Below are 11,991 nucleotides of genomic sequence, written 5' to 3'. Positions count from 1 at the left end.
CAACGTCAGTCATCCCACGAATCTTGCCAATCCTCAGGCCAGCCTACCTGGCCGCCTCCAGCCGATACGCGCTGGCATACAGCACCGGCAGCACGATCAGCGTCAGCAGCGTGGCGAAACCCAGGCCGAACATGATCACCACCGACATGCTCTGGAAGAACGCGTCCAGCAGCAGGGGAGCCAGGCCGAGGATGGTGGTCAGCGCAGTCAGGCAGATCGGCCGCAGGCGTGCGCAGGATGCGTTCACCAGCGCCTCGCGCGGTGGCTGGCCGCCGGCGGCGAGGTTGTCGACTTCCTCCAGCAGCACGATGCCATTGCGCACCAGCATGCCGGACAGGCTCAAGAGCCCGAGCAGCGCCATGAAGCCGAAGGGAATGCCGGTGAGCAGGAAGCCGACGGTCACGCCGATCATCGCCAGCGGCACGGTCAGCCAGATCAGCAGCGCCTTGCGCGGCGAGGAGAACATCAGCACGGTGATGATGAACATCGCCAGGAAGGCCATGGGCAGGCTGCCGAGCACGCCATTGCGGGCATCACCGGAGCTTTCCAGGTCGCCGCCCCAGGCCAGTTCGTAGCCCGGTGGCAGTTGCAGCGCCTCGATCTGCGGGCGCACGCGGGCGAGTAATTGCGAGGAGGTCTCGCCGCTCTGCGGGGCGATGTCGGCCATCACCGTCAGCGTGCGCTTGCGGTCCTGGCGCAGGATCAGCGGGTCTTCCCAGACGCTGTCGAAGCCGCCGACCACCTGCTCGATGGGCAGGTAGCGCTGGCTCACCGGGCTCCACAGCATCAGGTCGTTGATCTGCCCGGCGTCCAGGTCGCGTTCGCGCACGACGATGGGCAATTGCTGCGTGCCGTCGCGGTAGAGGCCGACGGAGAGGCCGCTGAAACTCATGCGCAGCAGGCTGTCCAGGTCGCCCTTGTCGATGCCCAGTTCGCGGCCGCGGGCTTCGTTGAACTGTGGGCGGACCAGCAGCGCACGGGCCTGCCAGTCATGGCCGACGCCGGTGGCGACCGGGTCGGCGGCGAGGATGTCGCCCACCCGCGCGCCGAGGCGGCGCAGTTCCTGCGGGTTCGGGCCGGTCAGGCGCACTTCGATGGCGCTGCCGTTGGACGGGCCGAACATCAGGCGCTTGAGGCCGGTCTGCACCTGCGGGTAGTGCTCGTCGAGGTAATGCTGCAGGTCGGCGATCAGCCCTGGAATCTGCGCGCGGTTCTCGGTGCGCACCAGCACTTGCGCGTAGTTGCCGTGCTGGCGCTCGGCACCGTAGGTGAGGATAAAGCGCGGTGCGCCCTGGCCGATGCTGGTGACGGTGCGCTCGACGCCCGGCAGGGCGGTGATGTGCCGGTCGATCTCGGCGGCCAGGTCGCGGGTGTGCTCGATGGCCGTGCCCTGCGGCAGCCACAGGTCGACGAAGAACATCGGCGTGTTGGCCGGCGGGAAGAAGTTCTGCCGCACCTGGGCGAAGCCCAGCAGCGAGGCGGCCAGCGCCAGGGCGAGCACGCCCAGGGTCAGCGCGCGCTGGCGCAGGCAGGCTTCCAGCAGGCCGCGGTAGGCGCGGTACAGCCATCCAGCGTGAGGCTCCGCGCTGTCGGCCTTCAGCGGCATTTTCTCGAAGGCCCAGCGGGCGAACAGCGGCGCCAGGGTCATGGCGGTGATCCAGCTGAGCAGCAGCGACACCAGCAGCACGTCGAACAGCGAGCGGCAGTATTCGCCGGTGGAGTCGGAAGACAGGCCGATGGGCGCGAAGGCCAGCACCGCGATCACCGTGGCGCCCAGCAGGGGCAGGGCGGTGAGGCGGACGATATGGCGGATCGCGGCGTCGATGCCCTGGCCGCGAAGGCGACCGACCAGTACGCCTTCGACCACGACGATGGCGTTGTCCACCAGCATGCACAGGGAAATGATCAGCGCGCCGAGGCTGATGCGCTGCAGCTCGATGCCCAGCAGGTACATCAGCAGCAGGCTGCCGAGCACGTTGAGCGCCAGCACTCCGGCGATCACCAGGCCGCTGCGCAGGCCCATGAAGACCAGCAGTGTGCCGACCACGATGGCCAGCGCCAGGACGAAGCTGAGCAGGAAACCGTTCACCGCGCCGTGCACTTCCACGGCCTGGTCATAGAACGGCGTCAGTTGCATGCCGGCGGGGCGTTCGCTTTCCAGCTGGTCGAGGCGCAGGTGCACGGCGTCGCCGACCTTCACCACGTTCACCTGCGGGGCGAAGGCGATGCCCAGCGCCAGGGCCGCTTCGCCATCGGCGCGCCAGAGGTGGCTGGGGGTGTCGGTGAAGCCGCGTTTCACCGTGGCGATGTCGCCCAGGCGGATCAGCTGGGCGCTGCCCGGTGCGCTGACCAGCAGTTGCTCAAGCTCCGAGACGTCGGTGAATTCGCCAGTGGGGTGCAGACGAATGCTCTCGCTGCCGACGCGCAGGCTGCCGGCGTCGGACACCAGGTTCTGACGGTTCAGCAGGTTCACCAGGCGAGTCAGCGGCACACCCATGGCGGTCATCTTTTCCCGCGAGACATCCACCTGCACCTGTTCGGCCTGCAACCCCGAAACCACCACCTTGCTCACGCCCGGCACCAGCACCAGCTCGCGGCGCAGGTAGTCGGCGTAGTCGCGCAGCTCCTGGTAGCTGTAGCCCTGGCCGGAGAGCGACAGGAGGATGCCGTACACGTCGCCGAAATCGTCGTTCACCTGCGGCGGCGAAACGCCCGGCGGCAGGTGCGGGGCGAGATCGTTGACCTTGCGCCGCAGTTCGTCCCAGATCTGCGGCAAGTCGCCTGCGCGGTACTGCGGCTTCACGTTGACGGTGATCTGCGAGAGGCCGGCGCTGGAGATCGAGGTCAGCTTGTCGACGTAGGCCAGTTGCTGGATGGCGTTTTCCAGCGGGTAGGTGACCTCCTCTTCCACCTGCTGCGGCGAGGCGCCGGCGTAGCGGGTGGCGACCACCGCGGTCTTCACCGTGAAGGCCGGGTCTTCCAGCCGGCCGATTTCCAGGATGGCGTAGAGGCCGCCGAGGGCCAGCAGGAGGATGACGATCCAGCTGCCGACCTTGTTTTTCAGGAAATAGCCGGTGAAGTCCATCACAGCCCCCGCTCGCGTTGCCACGGACGCACTGCCTGGCCTTCACGCAGTTCGGTGGTGCCGGCGGCGACGATGCGCTCGCCCGGCTCCAGCCCCGACAGAATCCGGATGCCTTCGGCACCGGGCTGGCCAAGTTGCACCGTGCGGCGTTCAACGCGCAGCGCATCGCCGTCGCCTTTCACTACCCACACCTGGCTCTGCCCCGGCGCGCCGTCGTCGGCGCTGAAGACCGCTTCCACCGGCACCCGCAGGACTGCCGGCGCATCGCGGCCGAGCCGGGCGAAATCGACCTCGACGGTGGCGCTCATGCCCGGCAGCAGGGTGACGTCCTTCGGCCGCTCCAGAGTCAGGGTGACGGTGTAGCTCAGGGTCGCGGGATCGGGGCGGGTGCTGTGCTCCTTGTAGTGCGCGGGGAAGTCCCGGCCAGGCACGCGCGCCAGGCGCACGATGGGTTGGTAGTCGCTGCGCAGGCTGGCGCCGTCGACGCGCTCCAGCAGGCTTTCCGGCAACTGGAACTGCACGTCATAGGTGTCGGCGGATTGCAGGATCGCCACCGTCTGCTTGGGTTGCAGCATCTGGTGGTTCTGCACCGGCAGTTGGGCGATGACGCCGTCGAACGGCGCGGTCAGGCGCGCGTAGCCGAGTTCCTGACGGGCCAGCTTCAGCGCGGCCTCGGCGGAATCCAGCTGGGCCTTGCGCTGGTCGAGCTCGGCGCGGGCCACCAGTTGCCGCTCGTTGAGCGTGGCGACGCGCTGGTACTGGGCGCGGGCGAGGTTGTAGCTGGCTTCGCGATCACGTACTCGCAGGCGCAGGTCGGCGTCGTCGAGTTCGGCGATCAGCTGGCCACGCTCCACGCGTTGGCCCTGTTTCACTGTCAGGGTCTTGAGATGGCCGGCGAGGCGGAAGGACAGGTCGACTTCGTCCGAGGCCACCAGTTGGCCGGGAAACTGACGCACGCCTTCGGCAGTGGCGGCGGGTACGCTGTAGAGCTTCACCGGGCGCACGATCTCGACCGGCGCCGACGGCGTCGGGCCACAGCCGGCCAGCAGGCCGGCGAGCAGAAGGCAGGCGGGCGTTTTCACGCGGGATTCCTCTTGATCTGAGCGGGTGTGGCAAGGCTGCGCGCCGCTCGGAGGAATCCGTCTGACATGAATCAAGGGCTGCCGGCCGGCCCTGGGAAAGTTCGGTAGCGGTACAGGAATCGTTCAGAAAAGGCCTACAGATGAGCGCCTCTAAACCATCAGCACACCGCGAAAACCGCGCGCGGCGTAGTAGGACTGCACGCCGTTGTGGTAGGTGAACACCCGCTCGTAGCGGCGGTCGCCGAACAGCGCGCCGTCCAGCTTGCGCATGGAGCCGGGGGTGCGCAGCCAGCTGGAGGTCTTCTGGTCGAAGCTGCCCAGCTCCTGCAACTGGCGGTACTGCGCCTCGTCCAGCAGCTCGATACCGATCTGCGCGGCCAGCTCGGTGGCGCAGCCGGCGGGCTTGTCCTTCTTGCGTGCGTCCAGCGCCTCGCGGTCATAGCAGAGGCTGCGCCGGCCAGCCGGGGTCTCGGCGGAGCAATCGAAGAACAGCAAGGCGCCGCTGGCGCTTTCGCGGCCGACCACGTCGGGTTCGCCGCCGGTTTCTTCCATCTGCTCCAGCGCTTTCAGCTTGGCCGGGGCGGCCTCCAGGCGCGCCTGGACTTCCGTCCAGTCGATGCCCTTGTGGCGCTCGGGGTGCTGCTTGAACCGCGCCTGCAGGGTGGCCAGCAGGGCGTCGCGTTGCTTCGCATTCATCTTGCATACTCTCGGCAGGGGTTGCAGGTCAGAGAGTAAAGCAGGATTTGCGCAGCCTGCGGCTCAGCCGGCGTCGGCCCAGCGCTCGCGCACGGCGAGGATGTCGGGCAGGCAACCGAGGAACAGCTCTACCAGCTCCGGGTCGAACTGGCGGCCTTTTTCCCGGCGCAGCAGTTCGATGGCTTCGTCGATGCTCCAGGCCGGCTTGTACGGGCGCACGCTGGTCAGCGCATCGAACACGTCGGCGATGGCGACGATGCGGCCCTCCAGGGGGATTTCCTCGCCGCGCAGGGCATTGGGGTAGCCCGTCCCGTCCCAGCGTTCGTGGTGGGTGAGGGCGATGCTGCGTGCCAGGGTGAGCAGGGTGGAGTCGTGCTCGCCGATGATCCGCGCGCCGATCTCCGGGTGCTGGCGCATCACCGCCCATTCCTGCTCGTCGAGGCGGCCGGGTTTCTGCAGGATGGCATCGGGAATGCCGATCTTGCCCACGTCGTGCATGGGCGCCGCGTTGAGCAGGTCGTCGGCGGCCTTCTCCGAGTAGCCGGCGGCGCGGGCCAGGATGTGCGCGTAGTGGCTCATGCGGATGACGTGCAGGCCGGTCTCGTTGTCCTTGTACTCCGAGGCCTTGCCCAGGCGCTGGACGATCTGCAGGCGCGTCTCGCGCAGCTCCTCCACGCGCACCAGCGACAGGTGCGTGCGCACGCGGGCCTTGACGATGGGCGGGCTGACCGGCTTGGTGATGTAGTCCACCGCGCCCACCTCGAAGCCCCGCGCTTCGTCGGGTACATCAGCCAGCGCGGTGACGAAGATCACCGGGATGGTGCAGGTGGCCTGCTCGGCCTTGAGCCGCTGGCAGGCCTCGAAGCCGGTCATGCCGGGCATCATCACGTCCAGCAGGACCAGGTCCGGGCGCTCGCGGTTGGCCAGTTCCAGCGCCTTGTCGCCGTCCTTGGCGAACAGCAGGCGGTAGTCGTCCTGCAGGATGTGGCGCAGCACCTGGAGGTTGGTGGCTTCGTCGTCCACCAGCAGCAGGCAGGGCCGATGATCTTGGGCGGTCAGGGTCATGCTTGCTCCAGGCGGGTGCCGAGGGTCCGGACCCATTCCAGGGCCTGGTCGAAGTCGAAATCGTCGATGGCGTAGCGCAGGGCTTCGAAGGCCTCGCGGTGTTCGCCCTGGGCGGTGCCCAGGCGCAGGCGCTCCAGCGCCTGGTCGTCGAGGCCGCCGCGGGAAAGGGCCAGTTGCAGGGCCTGCAGCGCATCGCGCAGGTCCTGCGAGGCGGCCTCGCCAACCGCTTCGGCGACGGCGTCGGGCACCAGCGGCACCGATTCGCGGACCGTGGCGAACTCCACGCGGACACGCTCCAGGGCAGCCGCCAGTTGTTCAGCCTTGCCGTGCTCTGCGGCGCCTTCCAGCGCGCCGATGGCGCCGGCCAGACGCGGCAGGGCAAGGTTGGCGGCGGCACCGCGCAGGCGATGGGCGAGGGCGGTGATGCTGGCACGGTCACCGTCGTTCACTGCACTTTCCAAGGTGCCCAGGCTGGCTGCTTGCTCATCGAGGAAGCGCACGATGGCCCGCGCCATGGGCAGCGGGCCGCCCCACAGGCGGGCGCCGGCGGCCCAGTCCAGGGTCGCCAGAGGTGTGCTTCCGCTGGCCTGCGCGCTGCGCACCAGCGGAGCGGCACCGAGCAGACGGGCCATTTCATCCAGCAGGCCGGCGAGGTCCAGCGGCTTGCTGGCGAAACCATTCATGCCGGCGTCCAGGGCGTTCTGCCGGTCGCGGTCGAGCACGCTGGCGGTGAGGGCGATGATGGGGACGGCTTCCACGCCACGCTGCTGCTCGAGGGTGCGGATGCGCCGGGTGGCTTCCAGGCCGTCCATGCCGGGCATCTGCACGTCCATCAGGACCAGGTCGAAGTCCTGCGCGCTGTAGGCGTCAACGGCAGCTTGCCCGTCGCCGACGCTGTGCGGGCGGTGGCCCAGGCGGCGCAGATTCAGCTCCAGCAGCTCGACGTTCTGCGGCACATCATCGGCGACCAGAATGCGCAGCGGCGGCAGGCTCGGCGCATGGCTGCGGGCTGCCGGCTGCACGCTGCGGCCGGCCGGCAGCGGCAGGTCGACGGTGAACACGCTGCCCCGGCCCACTTCGCTTTCCACGCTGATGCGGCCACCCATCAGTTCCACCAGCTGACGCGAAATGGTGGTGCCCAGGCCCGTGCCGCCGAAACGCCGGCTCATGGAGGCGTCGGCCTGGGCGAAGGGATCGAAGATACGTTCCAGGCGGTCGGCGGCGATGCCGATGCCGGTGTCGCGAATGGCCAGGCGCAGCGCGCCGGGTTCGCCGCTGATCACCAGCCGCACTTCGCCGCGCTCGGTGAACTTCACCGCGTTGCCCAGCAGGTTGGTCAGCACCTGCTGCAGGCGCAGCGGGTCGCCCTGGAAGTACTCGCCGGCGCGCTGGCCGTAGTCGATCTGCAGGCTCAGCCCCTTGCGCTCGGCGGACAGTCGCAGCGCCGCGCAGACCTGCTCGCACAGCTCCGGCAGCGAGAAGTCGAGGGCTTCCAGTTCGATGGCGCCACGGTCGAGCTTGGCGGTGTCGAGGATGTCGTTGAGCAGGCCGAGCAGCGAGCGCGAGGCGTTCTGCACGGTGGTCAGGTAGCGCCGCTGGTTCTCTTCCAGCGGCGAATCCAGCAGCAGTTCGGTGAAGCCCATGATGGCGTTCATCGGCGTGCGGATTTCGTGGCTCATGTTGGCCAGGAAGCTGCTGCGTGCGGCGGCAGCCTGTTCGGCGCGGTCGCGGGCGCTGCGCAGTTCCTGCTCCATGACGCGGCGCGGGGTGAGGTCGGTGGCCAGTTTCACCACCTTCACCGGCTTGCCGTCGAAGTCGAGGATCGGGTTGTAGGTGGCGTGGATCCACACCTCGCGCCCGTCCTTGGCCAGGCGGCGGTATTCGCCGGCGCTGTACTCGCCGTCGCGCAACCCTTGCCAGAACGCCTGGTAGCGGGCGCTGGCGGCGACGTCCGGCGGGCAGAACAGGCTGTGGTGCTGGCCCAGCACCTCGGCTTCGGTGTAGCCGAAGAGTTCGAGGATGTTCTCGTTGGCGGCGAGCACGCGGCCGTCGAGGTCGAACTCGATCAGCGCCATGGCGCGGCCGATGGCGGTGACCTTGCCCTCGTATTCGTTGCTCAACAGCTTGGTTTCGGTCTGGTCGAGCAGCACGCCGTCGATCCACTGCGGCTTGCCGGTTTCGTCGTAGCAGGCGCTGCCGCCTTCCCAGATCCAGTGTTCGGCGCCGCTGCGGTCGAACAGTCGATATTCGACGACGTAGCTGCGGCGTTCGGCGATGGCGCGGCGGACTTCCTCGTTCACCGCCTCCTGGTCATCGGGATGGTAGAGCTGGCCGAAGGTGATGCGCTGGTCGCTGAAGTCCTGCGCCGACCAGCCGGTGACGGCCTCGACCGCATCGCTGACGAACAGGGTGCTCCAGGCGTCGTCCGGGAGGACGCGGAAGGCGATGCCGGGCATGTTGCGGATCAGCGAGCGGTACTGCTCCTCGCGGGTGCGCAGGGCCTGCTCCATCTGGCGGCGCTCGCTGATGTCGGCGACGAATACGACGAACCAGGGTTTGCCGTCGTGATCGGTGACGCCAAGACTGACCCGCGCGGGGAATTCACGCCCGTCGCGGGTCAGGCCTTCCAGCTCCAGTTCGGAGTTGTGGAACTGGCGTTCGCCGCTGCGCTTGTAGTTCTCCAGAGCGATGCGGAACTGGTGCCCGTAGGCCTCGTTCATCAGCACCTGCATCGGCTGGCCGACCAGTTCGTGGGGATGCCAGCCGAACAGGCGCAGGACGGCGTGGTTGACTGAGCGGATCACACCGCTGTGGTCGATGGTGAGGATGGCCTCGACGGCGGCGTCGAGCAGCGAATCCAGGTGCTTGCGCCGGCGCTGCAGTTCCTGGAACAGCTGACGGTAGCGCAGCAGGCCGTTCACCGCGGCGACGCAGATGCTCAGGCTGATGGTGGCCATGGACACCGCCATCGCCAGGTAGAAGCTGCCCTGCACGCCCTGCGGTACGCCGAACTCTTCACGGCCGACGAAGCGTGCGGCGGCCATCCCGGTGTAGTGCATGCCGGCAATCGCCAGGCCCATCACCACGCCGCTGACCAGGATCGTCAGGTTCGGCCGCATCCGCCCGCGCAGGCCGAAGCGCACCCACAGCGCGATCACGGCCAGCACCACGGCAACCAGGATCGACAGGGCAAACATCCAGGGGTTGTAGCGCAGCAACGGGGCCATCTGCATCGCCGCCATGCCGCTGTAGTGCATGGCACCGATACCCGCGCCGACCAGCACACCACCACCGATCAGTTGCAGGCGGCTGACGTTGCGCCGAGCCAGCAGGCTCAGGGCGGTCCATGAGGCGAACAGGCTCGGCAGGCCGGAGAGCAGCGTGATCAGCGGGTCGTAGCGCACCGCCGCGCAGAGCTGGAAGGACAGCATGCCGATGAAGTGCATCGCCCACACGCCACCGCCCAGGGCCACCGCGCCGGTGCCGATGGCCAACTGGCGGTAGAACGGGCTGCGCGCGAGCCGCGCCACGCCCGACAGCTGCAGGGCCATGGCCGAGGTGAAGATGGCGATGAGGATGGAGAGCAGCACCAATGCCGTGTTGTGCTCGCCGAAAACCAGCAGCGAAGGGGTGTCGCCGCTATAGAAATATCGCTGCAGATCGAGCATTGAACGAAGACCGTACTGCGTGCCGAAGGCCCGGTGGAAGACGAGACGGGGTGAGCAAAACACAGGATGACTGCAAATTGCCATCATTGTCGGTCGCTGCTCCCGCTGAACCGGCGGTGGAATGCGGGTTTCGGACGAGCGGAAAGCCACTGTTCGGAATCGAAGCTGAAACGATGCAGCCCGGACGGCGACCGACACTTCGTTGTCGGCAAGCGAAGCGGCAAATTGAGCGGTTGCCGACGGCTGGCGGCAGAAATGAAAAAGCCCGGCCTGGGGCCGGGCTTCTTCGGGTACCTGTCTGCGGATCAGGCGGGCATGTGCCATTCCTGCAGGCGGTAGCCTTCGCGGTTCAGCTCGTCGCGGGCCTGGTTCAGCAGGCCTTCGAGCTGCTCCGGGTCGGAGTAGGCGGAGCTGGGAATGCGGGTGAGGCCCAGCAGACGGGTACCGGTGCGATCAAGGACGGACAGGTCGAGGCTGCCGTCGCCCCCTTGGTCAACCCAGGTCACACAATTGAAGGGTTGGAAGGCTCGTCCAGTGATCAGCAGAGCCTCGTTGAAACGAAGAGTCGCATGCATGGTTGTGATCTCTCTGCGTGGTAATCCATTGCGAAGGTGGCGAAAGCGGTTCATCCACTTTCGTGTTCGTTCACGCAATTGATGGATTCAGAGTCGAAGAAAGTCACAACCCATGTCGCGGTTGTACACAAAATAGTCGCAAATAAAACTGTTTCAGTCGCTGCAGGCCCCGTCATCCGTGGCCTGTAGCGATTTTCTGGGTGCGCCATCGCGCCGCACGTGCCATTGGTCGTTGGCGACGAGCGGTCAGGCCTGCATGGCCCAGCCATCCACGTTCATCGCCGCCTGGCGCAACGCCTCGGAGCGGGTCGGGTGCGGATGGCAGGTGCGCGCGATGTCCTCGGCGGCGCCGCGGAACTCCATGGCCACGCAGTACTCCGCGATCATGTCGCCGACGTTCGGGCCGATCATGTGCACGCCGAGGATTTCGTCACTGCGCTCGTCCGCCAGCACCTTCACGAAGCCTTCGGTCTCGTGGTTGATTTTCGCCCGGCTGTTGGCGGTGAAGGGGAACTTGCCCACTTTGTAGGCGCGGCCCTCGGCCTTGAGCTGTTCCTCGGTCTTGCCCACGGTGGCCACTTCCGGATGGGTGTAGATCACGCTGGGGATGACGTCGTAGTTCACTTCCCCGGCCTTGCCGGCAATCAGCTCGACGCAGGCGATGGCCTCGTCCTCGGCCTTGTGCGCGAGCATCGGGCCGGAGGTCACGTCGCCGATCACCCAGATGCCGGGCACGCTGCTGCGGTGTTCGTGGTTTTCCAGCATGCCGCGCTTGTCGGTGGCCAGGCCCACGCTTTCCAGCCCCAGCCCTTGCGTATAAGGGCGGCGGCCGATGGCGAGCAGCACGTAATCCGCCTCGATCGATTCCGCCGCGCCGCCGGCGGCCGGCTCCACGCTCAGGGTCACCTGCTTGCCGCTGACCTTGGCCTGGGTGATCTTGGAGCCCAGCTTGAAGCTCATGCCCTGCTTGGTCAGCGCGCGCTGGAAGGTCTTGGCGGTTTCCAGGTCCATGCCGGGGCAGATGCGGTCCAGGTACTCGATCACCGTGACTTCGGCGCCCAGGCGGCGCCAGACCGAGCCCAGTTCCAGGCCGATCACGCCGGCGCCGATCACCACCAGGTGTTTGGGCACTTCGGGAATCGACAGCGCGCCGGTGGAGTCGAGGATGCGCTTGTTGTCGACTTCCACGCCCGGCAGCGGGGAGGGCTCCGAGCCGGTGGCGATGATGATGTCCCTGGCGGTGAGGCTGCTCTTGCTGCCGTCGGCGGCGGTCACTTCCACCTTGCCCGGCCCGTCGATGCGGCCCCAGCCCTTCACCCAGTCCACCTTGTTCTTGCGGAAGAGGAATTCCACGCCCTTGGTCAGCGCGGTCACGCTCTCGGCCTTCTGCTTCATCATCTGCGCCAGGTCCAGCTTGGGCTTGACCTGGATGCCGAGGTTGGCGAACTCGCCGCCGGCCGCCGCTTCGTACAGTTCCGACGCGTGCAGCAGCGCCTTGGACGGCATGCAGCCGACGTTCAGGCAGGTACCGCCGAGGGTTTCGCGGCCCTCCACGCAGGCGACCTTCAGGCCCAGCTGGCCGGCGCGAATGGCGGCGTTGTAGCCGCCGGGGCCGCCGCCGATGACGATCACATCGTATGCGCTCATGCAGTGTTCTCCGCAGTAGGAAAAAGGGGTCAATCGAGGTTAGTCCGTGCCCGCCGGATCACCAGCGCAGGGCCGGGGATAAGCGTTACTCGATTTATATTACGAGCATAATATGCGTTGCCGTGCAAGTCACGCAGACATGACAGACGCGGCGGGGAGGGCGAAAATGCAGG

At 67.4% G+C, this 11,991-nt stretch carries 7 protein-coding genes; all 7 read right to left on the bottom strand.

What is annotated here, in order from left to right; genetic code table 11:
- Positions 1-43 precede the first annotated feature (43 nt).
- On the bottom strand, positions 44-3,085 hold the full coding sequence (locus UB43_RS03110; RefSeq protein WP_045208296.1) for an efflux RND transporter permease subunit: 3,042 nt from the start codon (positions 3,083-3,085) through the stop codon (positions 44-46).
- Complete coding sequence (locus tag UB43_RS03105) at positions 3,085-4,167, bottom strand: efflux RND transporter periplasmic adaptor subunit (RefSeq protein WP_052969493.1); 1,083 nt, start codon at positions 4,165-4,167, stop codon at positions 3,085-3,087. The genes UB43_RS03110 and UB43_RS03105 overlap by 1 nt, the downstream gene beginning before the upstream one ends.
- Positions 4,168-4,317: 150 nt before the next feature.
- On the bottom strand, positions 4,318-4,863 hold the full coding sequence (locus tag UB43_RS03100; RefSeq protein WP_045208294.1) for a DUF4256 domain-containing protein: 546 nt from the start codon (positions 4,861-4,863) through the stop codon (positions 4,318-4,320).
- Between the two features lie 63 nt (positions 4,864-4,926).
- Positions 4,927-5,928 carry a two-component system response regulator gene (locus UB43_RS03095; RefSeq protein ID WP_045208292.1) on the bottom strand — a complete coding sequence of 334 codons (1,002 nt, stop codon included), beginning with the start codon at positions 5,926-5,928 and terminating at the stop codon, positions 4,927-4,929.
- Positions 5,925-9,596, bottom strand: coding sequence for a PAS domain S-box protein (locus UB43_RS03090; RefSeq protein WP_045208289.1), 3,672 nt, complete (start codon positions 9,594-9,596; stop codon positions 5,925-5,927). The genes UB43_RS03095 and UB43_RS03090 overlap by 4 nt, the downstream gene beginning before the upstream one ends.
- Before the next feature lie 305 nt (positions 9,597-9,901).
- Positions 9,902-10,171, bottom strand: a complete 270-nt coding sequence (locus UB43_RS03085; protein WP_024763325.1) for a hypothetical protein — start codon at positions 10,169-10,171, stop codon at positions 9,902-9,904.
- Positions 10,172-10,417: 246 nt separating this feature from the next.
- Entirely contained in the window at positions 10,418-11,818 is a 1,401-nt protein-coding gene (lpdA, locus tag UB43_RS03080; RefSeq protein ID WP_045208287.1) for a dihydrolipoyl dehydrogenase, read from the bottom strand.
- Between the last annotated feature and the right edge of the window lie 173 nt (positions 11,819-11,991).

This window comes from Pseudomonas sp. 21, assembly GCF_000955805.1.
GTDB lineage: Bacteria > Pseudomonadota > Gammaproteobacteria > Pseudomonadales > Pseudomonadaceae > Pseudomonas.
Note: the sequence above shows the minus strand (reverse complement) of the source record. Positions and strands in the feature narration are given on the sequence as shown.

Excerpts from the sequence above, each read along its gene's own strand:
- UB43_RS03110 (WP_045208296.1), bottom strand. The coding sequence starts at position 3,085 with ATGGACTTCACCGGCTATTTCCTGAAAAACAAGGTCGGCAGCTGGATC.
- UB43_RS03100 (WP_045208294.1), bottom strand. The coding sequence starts at position 4,863 with ATGAATGCGAAGCAACGCGACGCCCTGCTGGCCACCCTGCAGGCGCGG.
- UB43_RS03095 (WP_045208292.1), bottom strand. The coding sequence starts at position 5,928 with ATGACCCTGACCGCCCAAGATCATCGGCCCTGCCTGCTGCTGGTGGAC.
- UB43_RS03090 (WP_045208289.1), bottom strand. The coding sequence starts at position 9,596 with ATGCTCGATCTGCAGCGATATTTCTATAGCGGCGACACCCCTTCGCTG.
- UB43_RS03085 (WP_024763325.1), bottom strand. The coding sequence starts at position 10,171 with ATGCATGCGACTCTTCGTTTCAACGAGGCTCTGCTGATCACTGGACGA.
- lpdA (WP_045208287.1), bottom strand. The coding sequence starts at position 11,818 with ATGAGCGCATACGATGTGATCGTCATCGGCGGCGGCCCCGGCGGCTAC.